12 protein-coding genes are annotated in these 19,432 nt (G+C 68.2%); 1 reads left to right on the top strand and 11 read right to left on the bottom strand.

Translation table 11 applies throughout. The annotated features are described in order from the left end of the window. Nucleotides 1-58 precede the first annotated feature (58 nt). From ACFVWL_RS10130 to ACFVWL_RS10090, 9 genes are all read right to left on the bottom strand, one after another. The gene (locus ACFVWL_RS10130; protein ID WP_387181911.1) at nucleotides 59-1,369 is read right to left on the bottom strand and encodes a lipopolysaccharide biosynthesis protein; all 1,311 of its coding nucleotides are present in this window, start codon (nucleotides 1,367-1,369) and stop codon (nucleotides 59-61) included. 10 nt (nucleotides 1,370-1,379) lie between these two features. Beyond that, entirely contained in the window at nucleotides 1,380-4,061 is a 2,682-nt protein-coding gene (locus ACFVWL_RS10125; RefSeq protein ID WP_387181910.1) for a right-handed parallel beta-helix repeat-containing protein, read from the bottom strand. A 307-nt stretch (nucleotides 4,062-4,368) separates the two neighbouring features. Then, nucleotides 4,369-5,721 carry a polysaccharide biosynthesis tyrosine autokinase gene (locus ACFVWL_RS10120; protein ID WP_387181907.1) on the bottom strand — a complete coding sequence of 451 codons (1,353 nt, stop codon included), beginning with the start codon at nucleotides 5,719-5,721 and terminating at the stop codon, nucleotides 4,369-4,371. Nucleotides 5,722-5,777: 56 nt separating this feature from the next. After that, a complete protein-coding gene (locus ACFVWL_RS10115) occupies nucleotides 5,778-7,088 on the bottom strand; it encodes a hypothetical protein (RefSeq protein WP_387181904.1) in 1,311 nt (436 codons plus the stop codon). Nucleotides 7,089-7,099: 11 nt separating this feature from the next. Next, entirely contained in the window at nucleotides 7,100-11,806 is a 4,707-nt protein-coding gene (locus tag ACFVWL_RS10110) for a PKD domain-containing protein (RefSeq protein WP_387181901.1), read from the bottom strand. Between the two features lie 84 nt (nucleotides 11,807-11,890). After that, the gene (locus tag ACFVWL_RS10105; RefSeq protein ID WP_387181899.1) at nucleotides 11,891-12,424 is read right to left on the bottom strand and encodes a DUF4352 domain-containing protein; all 534 of its coding nucleotides are present in this window, start codon (nucleotides 12,422-12,424) and stop codon (nucleotides 11,891-11,893) included. A gap of 199 nt (nucleotides 12,425-12,623) precedes the next feature. After that, the gene (locus tag ACFVWL_RS10100; protein ID WP_387181896.1) at nucleotides 12,624-13,241 is read right to left on the bottom strand and encodes a hypothetical protein; all 618 of its coding nucleotides are present in this window, start codon (nucleotides 13,239-13,241) and stop codon (nucleotides 12,624-12,626) included. Continuing rightward, nucleotides 13,238-13,957 carry a CDP-alcohol phosphatidyltransferase family protein gene (locus tag ACFVWL_RS10095; RefSeq protein ID WP_387181893.1) on the bottom strand — a complete coding sequence of 240 codons (720 nt, stop codon included), beginning with the start codon at nucleotides 13,955-13,957 and terminating at the stop codon, nucleotides 13,238-13,240. The genes ACFVWL_RS10100 and ACFVWL_RS10095 overlap by 4 nt, the downstream gene beginning before the upstream one ends. Continuing rightward, nucleotides 13,948-14,901 carry a glycosyltransferase family 2 protein gene (locus ACFVWL_RS10090; RefSeq protein WP_387181891.1) on the bottom strand — a complete coding sequence of 318 codons (954 nt, stop codon included), beginning with the start codon at nucleotides 14,899-14,901 and terminating at the stop codon, nucleotides 13,948-13,950. The genes ACFVWL_RS10095 and ACFVWL_RS10090 overlap by 10 nt, the downstream gene beginning before the upstream one ends. A gap of 193 nt (nucleotides 14,902-15,094) precedes the next feature. On the opposite strand from ACFVWL_RS10090, the gene ACFVWL_RS10085 reads away from it, so the two are divergent. Next, the gene (locus tag ACFVWL_RS10085) at nucleotides 15,095-17,095 is read left to right on the top strand and encodes a glycosyltransferase (protein ID WP_387181888.1); all 2,001 of its coding nucleotides are present in this window, start codon (nucleotides 15,095-15,097) and stop codon (nucleotides 17,093-17,095) included. Nucleotides 17,096-17,121: 26 nt separating this feature from the next. Here the strand turns inward: ACFVWL_RS10085 and ACFVWL_RS10080 are convergent, their stop codons facing one another. Beyond that, nucleotides 17,122-18,144, bottom strand: coding sequence for a glycosyltransferase family 4 protein (locus ACFVWL_RS10080; protein ID WP_387181886.1), 1,023 nt, complete (start codon nucleotides 18,142-18,144; stop codon nucleotides 17,122-17,124). Between the two features lie 83 nt (nucleotides 18,145-18,227). Beyond that, nucleotides 18,228-19,406, bottom strand: a complete 1,179-nt coding sequence (locus ACFVWL_RS10075; protein ID WP_387181883.1) for a glycosyltransferase — start codon at nucleotides 19,404-19,406, stop codon at nucleotides 18,228-18,230. Nucleotides 19,407-19,432 lie beyond the last annotated feature (26 nt).

The raw sequence follows: 19,432 nt of genomic DNA, 5'->3' as shown, positions 1-19,432 counted from the left end.
AGCCGCGCCGTCAGCCGCGCCGTCAGCCGCGCCGGCAGCACTGCGGCGAAACCGACCGCTAGACCGGCTCGAGGTCTCCCACCGTCAGCCGCTTCTTGTTCCGGACGATGTAGATCGAGAACGGGATCAGCTGGCAGACGACCAGTGCGAAGGCGACGCCGATCAGCGGTCCGGCGATCCCCAGCACGGGGGTCAGCACGAAGGAGAGTGTGATGCCGACGGCCGCCATGCTGAGCGTGGGGATCACCTGGAACCGGATGCCCGGCTTGTCCATGATGAACATGCCCAGGGGGTACACCGCCGCCGTCATCATGATCATCAGACCGAAAGCGAAGATCGTGCTCGGCCGCACCGTCAACTCGCCCTGGGTGATGAACCCGAACAGCCACGGGCCGACGAGCCAGACCATCACGGTCGCGAGCCCGATGGCGACGGCGAACAGCACCGACAGGAGGAACGGCCCCCGCCGGAGGTCACCGTCGTGGCGGCTCTTCGCGAAGTGCGGCCAGAGCGCGAGTCCGCCCGCCATCACGAGTCCGTTCAGGGCGAAGAAGACCTGCCCCGCCACTCCGTACTCGGCGACGTCGGTGGGGCCGCCGAGCTGCGCGATCACGTATCGCTGAGAGCCGACCGCGATCGGATAGGTCACCATCTGGGCGAGCATCGGCCAGCCGACGTCCATCACCCGGACCCCCGGAAAACGCCGAGGGCGCAGGACCATGCCCGCAGCCGCGGGGATCAGAGGCGACGTCGCGCGCGCCGTGATGAGGATTCCGAGCACCGATACGAGGAACGACGCCGAGAAGGAGGCGATGGCCACGAAGGAATGAAGGTTCTCGCCGCCGAACGTGAGCATCAGCCAGACACCGGTCATCGTCAGCGGCGAGATCAGTCCCTGGAGAAGGATCACGACGTGATTGCGGCGCTGCCCCAGCATGATCCGCGCCCACACCCCGAGAGGGATGCCCAGACAGAAGATCGTGACGCAGTAGAAGGCGGCGAGCGAGGCGCCCGGGCGTCCTCCCGCTTCGCCGAACACCAGCTCCCACGCTCCCGTGAGCACGAGAACGGTGTTGATGGCCATCGCCGTGGCCGCGAACATGAGCAGCACCCGGCCGACCGAAGTGAGCTGGTAGCGCAGCTTCTCGTCCGTGCGCACGTTCTCGCTGGTCGCGACGGCGTTGACCAGGACCGCCCCGCTGCCGAGGTCGGTGAAGGTCAGCAGCGAGGGGATGGTGGTCAGCAGCGTGTACAGGGCGAAGCTGTCGACGCCGGCACCGCCGATGATCATCCGGGTCGTGAGAACGCCACAGACCAGCGCGATGACCATCGTCAGCGCACGCGCGCCGACAGCAAGAAGAGAGCCCATACTTACATCGTCACCGGGGCAGGGCTCCCAGCGCCGTGCTGCTGCCGGGGAGTCGTGATACTGATGCGACATCAGACGGCACCGGAACCGCCACAGAGCCCTGGCCGGCTGCGAACGCCGGCAGCAGCGCGAAGCCTCCGTCGACCACCGGCGAGCCCTCGACGAACTGCGACCGTCGATCCTGGCCCGTGGCCGCCGTGAATGCGGCGAGCGTGTCGGTCACAGCGGGGTCCCGCGAGACCGATCCCTTCGACCAGGCGGAGAACCATCGGGGGGTTCCCGGTGCCGTGCGGTGGTAGAGGTTTCCGTTCACGCTCGACACCATCTGGGATCCTGTGTACTGCAGCGAGAAGTCCTGTACGCAGACGAGGCAGTTGCCGGCGCTCTCGGCCACGATGTTGTTCGACATCACGATGTTCCGTGTGATCCAGGATGCCTCCGGCGCGAACCGTGTCCGCGGGTCATGCCCCGGCGTGTTCGGGTCGGATGCACGGCGGGAATCCATCCCGATGCTGACGTTCCGGTTCCCGTTGCCGACCAGCGTGTTGTTCCAGATCTTGACGTTGCCGGAGTTGAGCACCCACAGCCCGAACTCGCCGTTGCGGGCGATGACGTTATCGGCGACGACCGCCCGTTCCGACAGTTCGACCATGACTCCGTGACCGGTGTTGCCGATAACATCGTTCCCGGTGAATGCGATGTCGAGGACGGATTCGTCGAACCACGGTCCGCGGCCGTCATTCCCCGTGAACGCACTGTCCGTCACGGTCACTCCTCGGGTACGGGTGACCTTGAACGCGCCGGAGACCGGTGCGTCGTTGAAGTGCTCCATGTTGTTGCCGACGGAGAGCATCTGGGTCACCCGGAGACCGTCCGCCTGCGATGCGCCTCCGCCGAGCAGGCCGTTGCCGATCAGCGACACGCGCGTCAGCGTCGTTCCCGGCGACCACGAGTAGAAGCCGGTCGTCGAGTTGTCGCGGATCGTGACATCTGTGAGGGAGACGTTGGGGGCAGCGGCGATCACCGTGCCCATCTGCGGAACGCTGGTGGCATATCGGCGCACTCCGATCCCCCGCACCTCCGTACCCGCCGAGCGGATCGAGAGCGCCTGCGTGAGCACGCTCGCCTCGACCGACTTGCCCGTCGGGTTCGTGCCGATCACCAGACGCTTTGCGGAGTCATCGACGAAGAAGGTGCCTTCCGCAACCTGGGAGGCGGAAGCCACCTCACGCAGCTGCACCCCGGCGACCCAGACCTGATCGGGGTGGGCGGCCATGGGGTGGGCTGGGTCGACGAAGCGCCAGTCCGCCTGAGTATTGTCCGGCGCACCCTTCGTGTAGGTCGGGCTCGCGTCGAGAGCCGTGTTCCAGCCGTCGACGATCCACGTGCCTCCCGAGGCCTTCCAGCCGGTGACCGACTTCGCACCGTCGAGCCAGACCGACTCGTTCGGCGCCGGCTGGATCGTGACCCGCTTCTGTGCGGGCACGATGACCTCCTCGTGATAAGAGCCCCCGCGGAGGATGATCGTCCCTCCGTTCGGAACGACGCGAAGCGCGGCAGCGATCGTCTTGACCGGCGAGCTCTTGGTTCCAGAGGCTCCGTCGAATCCTGCCGGAGCGACGTAGACGGCCGTCGCCGGAGCGTCGTAGACGAGCGTTCCCGGGGCCTTGGCACCGGGGTCGCCCCGCACACCCTCCGGCGTGACCGGGGGTACCGGCTCGGGCTCGGGCACCGGCGTCGGCTCTGGCGTCGGCGTCGGCTCTGGCGTCGGCGTCGGCTCTGGCGTCGGCGTCGGCGTCGGCGTCGGCGTCGGCTCGGGCGTCGGCGTCGGCTCGGGTGAGGGAGACGGTGACGGTGACGGCTCCGGAGTCGGGGTGGGCTCAGTCGTCGGGGTGGGCTCCGGAGCCGGGGTGGGCTCCGGAGTCGGGGTGGGCTCAGTCGTCGGGGTGGGCTCCGGAGCCGGAGTGGGTTCCGTGGAAGGCTCCGGCGTGGTGACGGGAGTGGTGACGGAGACGTCATCGATACCGACCGGTACAGCGGTTTGAGCGCCGGAGGAGGTGTAGAGCGCGAAAGCGTACCCGCCCGCGGCCTGGATGCGGCCGTCGGAGTCGTCGGAGTATGTGACCTGCCAGTCGGCAGGCTCCCCAGCACTCGATTCCCACGCCTTGGCGCCCAGCGCGACCGGACTCGTACCGGTGACGCTGAGCGCCACCGTCAACGTGGTGCCGCTCGTTACAGTGAGAGGAAGCCGGCGCTCGCTGAGGTGCTGCACGCGCATGAGGTCGGAGAGCCGGACGACCGACACATAAGCCGAGCCGTCGGGATGCACGCGCACGCGCACGCCGTAGGAGTCGGCACCGGTCACCCGCACCGCCTGGGAGAGGTACAGCGGCCCTCCGACGGGGAGCTCGGGGACCGTCAACGAGAAGCGGCTGTCCACATCTGCCGCCGCGGCTGCGTCGACGGTCGCTCTGGCAGTGATCCCGGGCTTGCGGCTGGCGAGCAAGGCCTGGTCGCCCGTGACGCTCGCCGTTCCTTCCACGACCCGCCACGCCCCCTCGGGGGAGGACCCCCATCCCGAGCCGACCGTACGGTCCATGTCGTCGACGATGACCGGATCGCCCGTCGACGCGGCGGGCTGCGAGAGGAGCACCGCATCGTCGGCCAGCGCCGACGCAGGAGCGGCCGTCAACGCAGCAGTAAGTGCAAGGGCAGCGGTCAGTGCGCCTGCGAGGACCTTTCGAGGTCGCCGCCTGGCCGGATTCGCAGGTTCGCGCGATGCGAGGTCGAGGAACGGAGTGGACACGATGTCACCGTCTTCTGGGGCAGATTCATGATCACCCCGCATCTCCGCCGCAGTTTAGACCCCGGCAGCAAAGAGCGAGTCCCCCTCGCAACTCATGAAGAGTACCTGGCTATCCGGGCAAAGACAAACGGACCACGCATCTCACCGATATACTCCGTCATCCGGCATGGCGCTCCGTATCGCGGGGGTCGTGTCAGTCGCTGTAATACTCGCTGCGGTGTCGATCCGGTCGGGCACGGTTCAGGACCGTGCCGAGGATGCGCGCACCACCGGACTCGAGCGACTTGATGCTCTTGGCGAGTGCGGCGCGACGGGTCTTGGTCGCGTCGACCACGAGGATCACGCCGTCGGTCTGGGTGGCGAAGAGGTTGGCGTCGGCCACGCTGAGGATCGGGGGCGAGTCGATCACGACGTAGTCGTATTCCGCCGCGGCGAAGTCGAGCAGCTGCGCCATGCGTGCCGACGTGAGCAGTTCAGCAGGATTCGGGGGGATGGTGCCTGCGGGCAGGATGTCGAGTGTGCTGTCTGCGACGCTGTGCTTGGCGACCTCGAACTCGACCTCGTCGAGCAGCACGCTCGTCAGACCGATCGACCCGTCGATACCGGCATGCTCGTGGGCGCGCGGACGCCGCATGTCGGCGTCGATCAGCAGCACGGAGTTGCGAAGACCCGCGAGGGTCATGGCCAGATTGACGGACACCGTCGACTTGCCCTCTGCGGGCATGCCGGACGTCACGAGCAGCACCTTCACCCGCGAGGAGACGTTCGCGTAGGCGAGCGCCGAACGGATACGACGGAACTCCTCCGACGTGTGGCCGAGCGGCTCCTGCGCGACCGCGATGCCCCGCATAGCCAGCAGCGGCGACTTGGAGACGACGCCGAGCACGGGATCGCCGCCCGCCTCCGTCAGCGTCTCCTCGTTGCGCATACGCGTGTCGAGCACGCCGATCAGCACCGCGACGGCAAGCCCGAGAACTCCACCGAGGAAGCCCCCGAGAAGAGCATCGCGCGGCTTGCTCGGTGTGAACTGGAACTCCGGCACGACCGCGTCGTCGATGACCTGGGCCGTGATCGTGGATTCGCCCTGAGGGTCCTTGGGCGCGACGTCCTTGACGACGATGATGAGCTGATCGGCCACGGCATCGGCCAGCTCGGCAGCCGCCTCGGCGTCGTCGGTGATTCCCGTGATCCGCAGCGTCACGGTGCTCTGCGGGATCGTGACCTCGATATCACGTGCGAGAGCCCGCGGAGTCGTGTCGAGACCGAGCTCCTCGATGACGGGGTCGAGCACCCGCGAACTCGTCGCGAGCTGAGCGAACGAGAGCATCTGGCTCTGGGTGTAGACCGAGCCCTGATTGAGGTCCGAGGCGCTGGTGCCCTGGTTCAGAGCGAAGTACAGCGAGGTCGTCGCCTGGAAGAGCGGAGTCTGCAGGGAGGCGTATCCGTAGGATCCTGCGGCTCCGACGACGCCGCAGAGCACGATCATCCACCAGAACTTGCGCAACGAGCTGGCGATGACGCGCAGACTGACCCGGCTCTCGCCCATGACTCCCCATTCCCCCCTGAGACTTCGATTCTAGAGGAGTGTTCGATTCCGTGACTTCATGACTGTGCAGAGCGCCGCTCGGCGCCGAGCTGCAGGCGCAGCGGGTCGAGTGATCCCCGTGCCGTCTCCGCAGGCCCCTCACGTGCCCCGCGGAGCGCATCGGCGTCACGGGCCCACGTGATCGCGAGCCCCACGCAGAACCAGAGGAACATGCTGTACTGCGTGATCAGCGCGACCACCACGAGGCTGGGCAGCTGCCCCACGACCGCGATCGACGCCGGGCTCCTGGTCGAGCGTCGCACCGTCAGGATCGCCGCGCAGACGATGGCCGCCATGATCAGCAGGGTCGGAATGTAGCCGTACCGCAGCAGCGTCAGCACGAGGGCGTTGTCGACCGAGCGCGCGAAATAGCCGAGGTAATAGTCTCCCGAGACCAGCGAGTGCCAATCCCCCGGGTTGCCGAACAGCTGCACCTGCTGGAGGAGCACGAGGAGGTCGGTCCGATAGTCCGCGCTGCCTCCGGCCTCGTCACCCGCGGCCCCGAAGACGGAGTCGATGATCGGGATCGCGATGACGGTGCCGATGACACCGGCGGTGACGACTGCCACCCGGAACCGTGTGGACACCCCGACGATCAGGAACGTGGACAGCACCAGGGTGAGCACGAGGGTGAGCTGTCCGGCGCGACTGAACGTCAAGACGGTCGCCACGGCGACGAGCACGATGCCGCCGATCTTCGGGACCAGCCGCCACTTCGTCGCCACGATGAACGCCGACGACATCGCGAGTGCCGCTCCCAGAGCGATCGAATGCCCGAAGGCCCCCTCGACCCTCAGGACCCCGCCACGCTCTTGGAGAGGGCTCCAGGTGTCGTAGATGACGCCGGATCCCGGGATCAGCACGAAGGGGTTGAACGAGGTGAAGAACTCGACGATGCCGAGGACCGCTGCGACGATCGCGACGACGGCGATCGTCGATGTGACCCATTCCGGGGCGATCCGTGCGAGCACGACGCGACCCCAGAGGTACGGGATCACCCACTCGAGCAACGCCGCGACGAGCGACGGGAGATCCACCGTGCCGAAGCCGTACAGTCCGACGATGACGATGACGAACGCCACGACCCAGGCGTCCGCCGCACGCAGAGGCACGACCGACCAGTTGACGATGATCATCAAGGCGGTGAGCAACGTGATCGCCGCCCAGTAGAAGCCCACGTTCACACCGACCCAGAGCGGCACGAAGAAGAGCACGCACGCCCAGGCCACGAATGCGGTGCGCGGCAGCAACCGGAAGACGAACACGACGATGGCCACTGCTGCGATTCCTCCGACGGCGAGGAGCGCGATCGGAACAGCAGTGGCCATGCGTCAGGATCTTACTGGGGCGCGGTGACGCGGAACGAATCGAACGAGACGTTCAGGGGCGCCGTCGAGCTACCCGACCGGTTGCCGCTGAGACCGACGGAACCCGCAGCCAACGGAGTCGCGTCCGTCGCATTGAGCTGCCAGTTCGCCGGCTCGGTGGTACCGGTCGCCCAGATCTTCGCCGAGATGGCCGTCGAGGCGGATCCGGTGACGGAGACCTTCAGGCTGTACGACGTGTTCGCCGCCCAGACGAGTCCGGGCACGGCCTGCGTCAGCAGCACCGTCCCCTCACGGTGAACCACGAGCCACACGGTTCCGTCGGGACGGAGCCATGCACGGGCGAAGTACTTCCCTGCGGCCGTCTGCCTCGCGATGACCCCGATGTAGGCGCCGCCCGCGGCGGGAGCCTGATCGACCCGGAACTGCGTCTCGAGGATCGCGTCGCCGATCGACGTCGTGTTGAGCGTGGCGTGGCGGGTGTCTCCGGCGACCAGGCTCAGCTTGCCCTGACCGTCGGCGACGGTCGCCGCCGCCTGCGATCCCCCGGCGATGCTCCAGGCGCCGCCCGCGACCGCGGTACCCCACCCAGGGCCCGCCGTACGGTCGAACTCGTCGCTCGCAAGCGCGGCGGGGTTGGGCTCAGGCTGCGGGTCGACCGGCGGGGCCGTGACCGTGACCTGCTGCGTGGCGGTGTTGGTCGCCCCCTTGTCGTCGGTCACCGTGAGGGTCACCGTGTAGGTGCCTGCAGCGGTGTAGGCGCGAGAGCTCGTCGCTCCGGTGCCCGTGGAGCCGTCTCCGAAGTTCCAGGCGTAGGAGGCGATCGTGCCGTCCGAGTCGGTCGATGCCCCGCCGTTGACGTTGACGGTCAGTCCCGTCGCGGTCGCCGTGAACGCTGCGGTCGGCGCCACGTTCGTGGGCTGCGGCTCGGGCTCGGGCTCCGGCTGCGGCGCCACCACGCCGAGGTTCTTGAGCGTGTAGTCGTCGAAGCTCACGAGGTTGGTTCCCGTCGCGCTGCCTGCACGGTACGAGAACACCGTCGGTGCTCCGGCGACCTGGAGGGCCGGCGTCGCATCCGTCGTGGAGAGCTGCCAGTTGGCGGGCTCGGCGGCGCCGGCTGCCCACACCTTCGCGCGGATCGTCGTGGTTCCGGAGCCGGTGGTCTCCATGGCCAGGTTGAACGTGCTTCCCGCGGTCCACGTGAGACCGGCGACGGCGGTGCTGGCGATGGCCGTTCCGTTGCGGTGGATCACGAGCCACGTGGTTCCGTCCGCTCGGTGCCATGCGAGTGCCCGGTAGCCGTTGGAACCGGAGCGACGTGCACCCAGTCCCTCGTAGGCGACGCCCGTCGACGGCCCCGAGGCCAGCGAATACGTGATCCGTGCCGACGTGTCGAGGAGCGATGTGCCCTGCAGCAGCATCTCGCGGGTCTCGCCCGGCGTGAGGTTCACCTTGCCGACTCCGTCTGCAACGGAGGTGACAGCGGCCGAACCGCTCATGGGCGCCCAGGTGCCGCCGACATCAGCCGCGCCCCAGCCGCTCGAGACGACTCGACCGAACGAGTCGGACGCCGCGAACACCTGCGCCTGGACGGTCACGGACTTCGTGACCGTCGCCGATCCGCCGAGGCTGTCGGTCACCGTGAGGGTGATGTCATGCGCGCCCGGCTGGGTGTAGGTGTGACCAGCGGTCGCACCGGTACCCGCCGGTGTGCCATCTCCCCAGTTCCAGGAGTAGGCCAGGGTCGCGCCGTCGGACGCGCTCGACCCGGCAGCCGAGACCTCGACGTTCATGCCTGACGCCGTCGACGTGAAGGTCGCGACCGGGTTCGCGTGCGTCGTGACGGCCTCTCGCGTGGTCGTCGCCGTGCCACCGCGGTTGTCGGTGACGGTCAGCGTGACCGTGCGCGTGCCCGCCGAGGCGTACACGTGACTGGCGACCTGTCCTGTCGAGGTCGATCCGTCGCCCCAGTTCCAGTCGTACGACGCGATCGTGCCGTCGGAGTCGGTGGAGGCGGAGGCGTCGGCCGAGACCGAGAGCCCGGTGCCGGTCACCTGGAAGGATGCCGTCGGCAGCGCGTTCGCCGCCTGGACCACGACGGGGTTCTCTGTCGTGGTCGCCAGCCCGTTGCTGTCGGTGACCGTGAGCTTGGCCGTGTAGGTGCCGGCAGCCGTGTACGTGTGCGAGACGGTCTTGCCCGAGGCGGTCGCCGAGTCGTCGCCGAAGTCCCACTTGTAGCCGGCGATCGTGGCCGAGCCGGTCGGCGCGGACGCACTGGCGTCGAACGCCACAGCGAGATCGGTCGGCGTCGCGGTGAACGCGGCGGTCGGCGGCTGGAAGCCCTTGCCGATGCCGTAGTGCGTCTGCACCTGAGCAGCGCTCAGCGCGTAGGGGTAGACGGCGACCTCGTCGAGAGATCCCTTGAAGTACTTGGAACTCGGTGCCGAGGGCCAGCTGGTGATGTTGTCGCCGCCGATGCGCCAGTACCCGACGTAGTTCTCAGCGGTCGTCGCACCGGCAGCAGACGAGACGAGCACGCCGTCGACATAGAGCTTCATGCCGTCTGCACTCTGGGTCGCCACCGCGTGATGCCAGGCGTTGTTGTTGAGAGCGGTGGTGTTCTGGATCGTCTGGGTGCCGCCGTTGTAGGTACCGAAGACGAGGCGCCCGTTGTTCGTCATGTAGAGATGACGGTCGTAGCTCGTGGAGTCACCGGAGGCGGCAGATCCGTATCCGATCAGCTTGCCACCGCTCGTGGTGTTCGTCTTGAACCAGAGCTCGGTGGAGAACTCCGCCGGGGCAGCGACCTTGTCGGTCGTCGAGACACGTCCCGTGGAGGTTCCGGTGAAGGTCGACGCTCCGGTCGCGGTGTTCTCGACACCGGACGCCGATGACGTCACACCCGTGCCGAACACGGGAGTGTTCGCGCCCGCCCAGTCCTGCGCCGCCGTGCCCAGCGGGTAGTAGAGCTGCGGAGAGTCGGCGGAGACCGCGTTGACGTAGCTCGACACGGCACCTGCCGTCACGGTCACGCTCATCGCCTGGCTGCTGACGGTGTTGCCGTTGCCGTCCTTCGCGACGACGGTGTACTCCTGCTGTGATCCCGGAGGCGCCGTCTTGTCTTCGAGGATGACCGCCGGACGGTTCCACCAGGTTCCGTTGGCCGCGGTCGTCGCGATCGGCGTGGCCGTGCCGGTACGACGCAGCTCATAGGTGAGCGTCAGGTCGTCGCGGTCCCAGTTGGCCGGGATCGAGACCCGGACGCGGCCGGGAATGAACGACTGCGCCGTCCCGGTCCAGTTGGCCGCGGAGAGACGGGGTCCGTCCTTGGCTCCGCCGGGAGGGTTCGTCGAGAAGCGTACGAGTCCTTCGAAGCGGCCGTTGTTCACGGATCGGAACTCGCCGCCGATCGAGATCATGTTGCCGGCACCGGTGATGGAGAGTCCGGCCTGGCCCATACCGGTCGTGACACCGACGGCCCAGTCGGGTGTCCAGGCATAAGGCGACGGCGCGGGGGTGCCCGCCCAGTTCTTGTAGGTGCCGCCGGCCGCGGGCTGGTTGCCGAGCGATCCGCGAGCATCGGCGGTGTACGCCTCGGAGTAGCGGTGCGTGCGCGGGCTCTGCTCCGGGTGCAGGTTCATCGTGCCGCAGGCGTGCGTGTGACTCGTCGTGTAGACGACCTTGCCGGTCGAATACACGCCGTAGTGGTCGCCGAGGCAGTCCGCGATCCAGCGGACCTGTCCGCTCCCGGCTTCCGCCGCGAATGTGCCTTCGAGGTTTCCCGTGGCGGCGTCGGCGTAGACCCAGCCGGTGCCGTAGACGGCGGTGGCGTCGGCGGCGAGGCCGAAGATACCGGCCTTGCCCGAGTTGGCACCCGTGTTCGAGCCGTTCTTGACGGTCTGCGGCAGCGCCCAGGACGAGTCCACGGCACCGGTCGTCTTGTCCAGCGCGACGGTGCCGCGCATGGTCAGGTCGCCGTTCACCTGCGAGAAGCGGCCGGCGGCGATGACGTTCTGACCCGCGGGGTCCATGACCATCGCGTCGACCTGGAGGTCGGTCTGCGGCGCCCAGCTCAGCAGGGCGCCGTTGGCGGCGTTGAAGCCGGCGAGGTTCTTGCGGGCGGTGCCGTTGCCCTGGGTGAACAGACCACCCACGTAGACACTCGATCCCGAAGTGGCGAGGGCGTAGACGCCGCTGCCGCCGATCGACGGGGAGAACCCGGGGACGAGCTGGCCGGTCACGGCATCGAGGGCCGCGAAGTTCCAGCGCGCCTGACCATTGACCGAGTTGAACGAGCCGCCGATGTAGATGCGGCTTCCATCGGGCGAGGCCGCGACGGCCTTGATGACGCCGTTCACCTGCGGGGCGAACGAGAGCAGCTGGCCCGTGTTGATGTCATAGGCGAGCACGTTGGAACGCGCGGTCAGGCTCGTGCCGGGGACGGCCAGGGGCGCACGGGCGTTGTCGAACTTGCCCACCGCGTACACGGTCGACCCGATGGTCGCCTGCGCCCAGACGTAGCCGTTGTCGATCTGCACCGTCGGTATCGGATCCGACGTGACGACGTTGTCGTCGCGCTGCAACAGGGGCGGTGGCGTCGACGGGACGTCTGCCGACGCCGCCTGCGCACCCAATGTCGTCATGCCGGCGACGAGCAATGCCGCCGTCACGACAGACGCAAGCGCGCTCAGCGCCCGCCTCGTGGTCGATGTGTTCCCCATAGTGACTCCCCAGCCGCCAGTTTTCTTCTTCGAAAATGAGTTAGTGCAATGAAAGACCGAAAGTGATGCGAGAGAACGTGCGCGTCAGGAGAGCTGGCCGGCGAACGTCGCCACCGGCTCTCCTGCGGCGTAGTTGACGCTGATCTTCACCGAGCGGCCCTGCGTCGGGTCGAGCATGAAGACGTAGGTCCCCGTTGTCTCCGCGCCGGCGGCGAGCTCGCCCTGGAGGGGCTCGTTCGGACCGGCCGTCGTGGATACTCCGATGTCGCCGTCGTCCGTGACGAGGCTGACGACCGCGGAATCGACACTCTGCGCGCGCTTCGAGTCATTGGCCACGGAGAGCGTGACGACGACCGCGGAACCGGCGTACTCGCCGGGTGTCTCGGGCTTGATCGTGGTGGTCGAGATCTTGTCGATCGTGACGACCATGTCGGTGGAGAGGGTGATCGGAGCGTCGAGCGCCCCGCTCTCTTCGGTGAGCGCCGGGCCCTCGGTGGGGCCTTCGGTCTCCGTGTCAGCGGGCGGCGTCCAGTCCGTCGTGCTGGTGCCCTCAGGAGCCGGTGTCTCAGACGCGCCAGGCGCAGCGGTGCAGCCGGCCGTCACGAGCGCGAGCGCCACCAACGGCGCGACGAGTATCGCGCGTAGTGAGCGCGAAGAGCCGTCCCCAGAACGGCATGATGAAACTTTGAACACTGCAGCTCCCCAGAACCCAGATTCCCCGTTCCCAAAGCCCCCTCGGCTTCGGGTCCCCTTCAACCGCGTAGAACGCGGCGTCGGCTAATCGTAGTGCGAGTACCGGAATATCGCAAGTGTTCACTCAGGACGAATGGCGCCGATGTCTTCCGAGCTGAGCGACGATGGTCGCGACAGAGGCCTCGACCTCCGCAACCGTCTCCAGGTGCCCGCGGCTTCCGTGGCGATCGGCGATGCTCGTCGGGTCGACGCTCGTGCGCCCTCCGAAGAGGTGCCGCAGGCGGGTGCCGACTCCTCCGGGCGGGGTCAGTGGAACAGCACGAGAGCGTGCACGGTCGAGATGCGCGACATATTCGGCCACCCGGTCGGGCGCGGACGAGGAGAAGCCTTCGCCGAGGTGGGCGGCTTCCTTGATCGTGAACATCCAGTCTCGGGAGCGGGGTGCCAGTCGCACCAGCTCGCCTCGGATGTCGCGCGACGCCGTGAGCACGATGCTCGCCTGCTCGATCTGCTCGACCGTCACCGGTCGCGCCCGGTGCGCCCGCGCCTGGGACTGCCATTCCTCGTCATCATGCAGCGAGGCCACCATGGAGCAGATCGGGTCGCCTGCGTTCGCCCGGACTCCGGCGCTGCTGACGGAGAGCGGGGAGTCCGCCCCGAGCCCGCGCCTCAGCGCCAGTTCGGCCAACGGCGATCGGCAGACGTTGGCGGCGCACACGACCAGGATCTTCTCGTCGGTCATGCGGCGGCACCGAGCCTTCCGATCTCGCGGAACCACTTGACCGCGGCGAGCGCGAGGAACAGCACGGCGGCGACGCACAGGGCGCCATAGCCGACGAGGAACGCCGGAGTCCATCCCCACAGGACGAACACGAGACACACGAGGCCGAAGTCGGTCGGGAGCAGGATGAGCGAGCGCAGCAGGGTCCCCCCACCGCGCTCGTGCGTCGATGCCACCGCGTGCTTGCCCTTGAGCAGGTCGTTGAGGAGCATGCCGGAGAAGGTGGTCGTGGCGACGATGCTGAAAACGATCGGGATCAGCAGAAGCAGAGGCGTCTCGGGAAGAACCCGGTAGAGCCCGATCAGGACGGCCAGATGCAGCGAGGCGATCTTGAGCGTGTCGATGAAGTGATCGAGCCACTCCCCCTGGGGGCTTCCCCCGCCGCGCAGACGTGCGACCTGACCGTCGGCGGAGTCCCAGGCGTAGCCGAGCACCAGCAGGAGCGCGATCAGAAGGCCCATGGGCACGTTCACCGGACCGAACGCGATGAGTCCGATCGCGACGAAGGAATGCACCGCACTGATGATCGACACCTGGTTCGGGGTGAGTCCGATCCGATACGCGACGGCGGCGAGCACCCGCCCGATGCGACGGTTGACGTACACGGAGTACGCGGGCGCCCCTCGAGCATGCCCCTTCTGCGCACGCGCGAGACGATGATAGGCGTCTACGACCATTTCCTGCCCTTCTGGACCGTTGCGTGGCTCCGCGCGATCCGACGGGCCTCGCGTACACCGCGGAGGTAGGCCCGGATCGGTGCGGCCGACTGGATCAGCTGTCGACGACCGCCTCGGAGGATGATCTCCCTGGCCGTGCGCGGGATGGACCGACGCCAGCGCTGCACGGCCGCGTCGTCGAGATGCCGGACGGCGTACAGCATCCGGTTCCGGATGTTGTAGTAGTAGTAGCCCTCGGACTTGGCACGGGAGGTCTCGGGTTCCGCGCGCTGCGTTCCCCCCTCGTCGTGCACGGCCCTGGCTTCCTCGACGAGAGCCAGGGAACCCCCGGCAGACACGACGCGACGCGAGAAGTCGACGTCTTCCCAGTACAGGAAGTAGTCGTCGTCGAAGCCGCCGCTGAGCTCCCAGACCTCGCGCGTGATCCACAGGCACGCCCCGCTCAGCCACGGTTCGAACGGCTGCCCATCACCGGCCACGCGCTTGCGGCGAGCGCGCATCGTGCCGTCGTCGAGCAGGAGGTCGATACCGGCGAACCAGGTTCTGCCGTCGGAGTCCGTGATGACCGGCGATGCGAGCGTCGTGCGCGAGGCTTCCGCGGCACTGGCGAGTCGGCGCAGCGAGTCGCGATCGATGTGCGCATCCGGGTTGATGACGAGCACGTCGGTCGCCCCCTCGACGAGCGCGCGCGTCACTCCGATGTTGACGCCTCCGCCGAAGCCCGAGTTCGATTCCGGCTCGATCAGCAGCCACTCGTGCGCGTCAGCGACTTCTCTGGCAGCACGCCGTTCATCGGCGTTCGACCAGTTGTCGACGACGACGACGGAAGCGTCCTGGTCGATCGCTCGCGCCTCGCGCTCGACCATCACCAGGTTGCGCTGCAGAAGTCGGGCCGAGGCGTAGTTGACCACGACCACGGCAAGCCGTCCGTGCTCGATTGACACGCGATCCTCCCCCCGGATCCGGATCACGGATCGCCTCGGGTCGCCGGTCGAATTCCCCAGAGTCGCGACCGACGTCGACTCCCAGGACAACGACTATACGCGAGAGCAGGCTCCGGAGACCGGTATCAGGGGTTCACGATACGATGAGCCGGCGTCGGAGTCGAGGCGCGCTACTGCCATGGGGATGGGGCGGATGACCAGGGGACCGGAATCGAACGACATGATCACCGTGACGATCGGCGTACCCACGTACCGGAGGCCGGAGCTTCTGGAGGCCCTGCTCCGCACTCTCCCGGCACGCATCGCCGAGTGCGTCGACCTCGGCATCACCGTGGACGTGCTGGTCGTCGACAACGATCCCGCAGGTTCGGCCCGAGAGGTGGCCGAAGGTGCGGATCTCCCGGTCCGCTACGTCGTCGAACCCGCACCGGGAATCGTCGCCGCCCGCAACCGCATCCTCGATGAATGCGCCGATCGTGATCTCCTCGCGTTCATCGACGACGACGAGATCCCCCGGGAGGCGTGGCTCTCCTCCCTGATCGAGATCTGGCGCGCGCACGGCGCCGACGCCGTGATGGGGCGCGTGATCTCGGTCTTCGACGAAGACGTCGACCCGTGGCTGCTCGCCTCGGGCACGTTCCGACGACCGCCCCGGCAGACGGGCACCGTGCTGCAGGTGGCCGCGGCAGGCAACCTGCTGCTCGATCTCCGTTCCATCCGCCGACTCGGCCTGCGCTTCGACCCGTCCCTCGGGCTCGGTGGCGGGGAAGACACGCTCTTCTCGCGGCAGCTCGCCCGTCACGGTGGCCTGATCGTGTGGTGCAACGAGTCCGAGACCGAAGACCTCGTCGTGGCCTCGCGCCTGAGCCGGTCCTGGGCGGCGCAGCGCGCGTTCAGCTCGGCGAACGCCGGCACACGCATCCAGCTGCAGCTGAGCGACGGGAAGATCCGTCGCGGCATCCTGCGCGTTCAGGCCCTGGTGGGCGGCATCGCCCGGATCGTCGTCGGCGGCCTGCGGAGGGCCTTCGGAGCGCTGACCTCGAACATCACCCACCACGCCAGAGGGACCCGCCTCGTGCACCGCGGCCGCGGCACGATCGCCGCCGCCCTCGGCCGCCGCTACGACGAGTACCGTCGCCCATCGGAGGATGACACCACCATGACCGATCCCGGATCGACCATCCGCGTGATGCAGTCGCTGGGCGCTCCGCGTCCGACGACGAACCCCTACAACAAGATGCTCGACGAGGCACTGGGCTCCACGGAGGGCCTCACGCGCCTGCGCTTCTCCTGGGGGACGGCGCTCTTCGGACGGTACGACGCCTTCCACTGGCACTGGCCGGAGGCGAAGCTGCACGGCTCGACCTGGTGGAAGTCCACGGGCAAGTTCCTCCTCACCGCGGCGCTCGTGTTCCGGCACCGCCTGTCCCGTCGGATCGCCGTGGTGCGCACGGTGCACAACATCGAGCTCCCCGACGACAACGCACCGCGGCTGTGGCTGCTGCGCTTCATCGATCGCCACACCGACTACCGGATCGTCATCAACGAGACGACTCCACTCGCACCCGGCACGCCCCACAGCCTGATCCTGCACGGCGACTACCGCGGCTGGTACGCGAAATTCCCCTCCGCCGAGCGGGTGCGCGGCCAGCTGGGATCGTTCGGCGGGATCCGTCGATACAAGGGGCTGGAGGGATTCATCGACGCCTACGCGGAGGCCGTCACGGTCGAGCCGGCGCTGAGCCTGCGGATCGGCGGACGCCCGTCCACCCCCGAGCTCGGGGACGATCTCCGGGCTCGGACGGCAGACCTTCCCGGAGTGGGACTGCACCTGGACTTCCTCAGCGATGCCGAGCTCGTCCAGCTCGCGACCTCGTCCGACCTCATCGTGCTGGCCTACCGCTTCATGCACAACTCGGGCAGCGTCCTCGCCGCCCTGTCGATGGACCGCCCGGTGCTCGTCCCCCGCAACGAGGCGAACGAGGCCCTCGGACGCGAGGTCGGCCAGGAGTGGGTGCTCATGTACGACGGCGACCTCGACGCACCGACGGTCGTGGAGGCCTGGCGTGCTGCGACCACGCTCACAGGCGCGCCGGATCTCTCCCGACGCGACTGGGCCGACGCCGGCCGAGCCCACGCCGACGCATTCCGTGCCGCTGTGCGGGTCAAGCGTCACCGCACGAAGCAGCGCTAGAGCCCCTTCCCGCCGGAAGCGCGCGGTCAGGCCGTGGGCAGCAGCCCGCGCACCAGCGACGCGACCATGATCTGCGTCGTGAAGTGCCGCTCCACCTCGTTCCGGCCGTTCCGCCCGAGGTCGGCGGCGTATGCCGGGTCGTCGAGCAGCCGGAGCAGCGCGAGGGCGAGCTCAGCGGGATCCTCCGGAAGAACGAGGTGGCCGGTGCGCCCCTCGCTCACGTACTGATGCATCCCCGGGGTGTCGGTGACGACGACCGGACGCGCCGTCGCAAGCGCCTCGAGTGCGACGGTCATCCCGGAGGCATGAAGGTTCGGCCTGGTCGGTATGACGACCACGGTCGCCGTCGCGTAGAGGTCGCGCAGTTCGGCGTGCGGGATGTGCCGGACGACCTGCACCCCCTCGGGCGGGTCGAGGTCCGACCGGGTCTGCACCACCACCTCGGTGTCCGGGCGGATGGCGAGCACACGTGCGAGCGCCGCGAAAAGGGTGGCCGGATCGCGATCCCTGTCGTTGCCCACGCTGACGATGCGCGGCTGTGTCGGGAAAGGCCGTGGGGCGAAGAACTCGCTGTCGATGCCGAACGGCACGGCGAAGACCCGCGTCGATCCGCGCCCCAGCATCGTACGCAGGGGCTCGACCTGCGCCTCGCTGAGCACCCACGCAGCCTCTGCCCGTTTCAGCATGCTGACCATCCGTGTCGGTGCGGCCCCGGTCTCGGCCATGTCCGTGAGCCAGATCACACCGGTGGCGAACCGGGCCCTCGGGTGGGTCGTCTGCATCCGGTACGCCGTGTTCTCATCCCAGGTGAGCGCGAGTCCGTCCACGGGTCGCGGTCCCATGGAGAATCGTGCGCGAGCCCGAGCGACGCGGCCCGGCGGGGCGAGATCGACCAGCTCGACGGCGGCATGGTCGCGCAGGGCGTCGAGGCCGTACGGCCAGATGCTGGGCACCTCTCCCCTGGCGTGACTCTGCTCCCAGGTGCGCGCCGACTGTTCGGCACGATGCGCCCAGGTGAGAGACAGGGAGGGACCGCCCTCGGATTCCACGAGCCCACTATGGACCTCGCCGGTGCATCCTGGCAAGAGAAGAGTCGCCGGGAGACACGGGGAAGCGAAACCCCGGCACGCGCCTAGAGCTCGCCCGGCTTCATCACCTCGACGTCGATGGCCCTGATCACGCGCTGCGCCGCCGTGTCGGTCGGCGGCTCGGCGCCCACCGTCTCACCCTTGCGCCGCCGCTGGGGCGCGTACACCACAAGCGAGTGGAACAGGAACCGGGCGAAGAACGCCACGATGAGCGAGAGGCCCGTCGCGACGACGCTCGAGATGTGCCACGACTCCACCATCAGAGCCATCACCGGGATCCGCAGCGCCGCCTCGACATTGTTGAAGGCGAAGGAGCTGGCGAAGCGGATGCCGAGGCCGCGGGCGTCCGTCCGCATGTCGGCGAAAACGAAGCGCTCCTGCAGCACGAAGTTGCCGATGATCGTGACCTCGGCACCGATGATCGCCGCCCAGATGTACGGCACTCCCGCGGAGGTCAGCGCCCACATGATCCCGAGGTTGGCTGCGGCGCCGATCACGCCGATCAAGGCGAACAGCGACATCTTGCCGAAACGCAGTCGTGCGAGGTGCTCGAGGAACATCGCCCCCTGACGCAGACTCGCCTTCGACGTGCCGTGACGGCGCTCGGCGAACTCCATCGGCACCTCGGCGATGCGCAGGTCGTTGCGGGCGAGGATCTCGAGCAGGATCTTGAAGCCCCGCGGTTGGAGCGTCGAGAGGTCGAGACGACCTCGGTCGACGAGGAAGAAGCCCGTCATCGGGTCGGTGCTGCGAGCGAGACGGATCGGGAACATCGCCCTGGTCAACCACGTCGCGACACGGGAGACGCCGAAGCGCACCGCCGTACCGAGACCACTCGTGTCACCCCCGCCGATGTAGCGGGAAGCGGCGACGACGTCGGCATCCCCCTGCGCGTACCGGGCGAGCAGGACGGGGAGGAGTTCGGGGGGATGCTGGAGATCGCCGTCCATCACGATGCAGACGTCGGCGGCCGCGGCCTCGAGCCCGACGACGACGGCGCCGCCCAGCCCTCCGGTGTTCTCGGAGCGATGGATCACGCGCACGGGGATCGGCGCGTCGCCCGCCACACGGTCGACCTCGGCCGCGGTGTCGTCGGAGCTGTCGTCGACGAACAGGATCTCGGCATCCCAGCCCTCGAGCGCCACCGCGGTGCGCGCGACGAGCTCGGCGACATTGTCGCGCTCGTTGAACGTCGGCACGATGACCGTGACCGGTGTCCCCACGTCCGCCCCCTGTCCCCCCACGCGCA

The sequence above is a fragment of the Microbacterium sp. NPDC058269 genome, assembly GCF_042881445.1.
Classification (GTDB): Bacteria; Actinomycetota; Actinomycetes; order Actinomycetales; family Microbacteriaceae; genus Microbacterium.
Note: the sequence above shows the minus strand (reverse complement) of the source record. Positions and strands in the feature narration are given on the sequence as shown.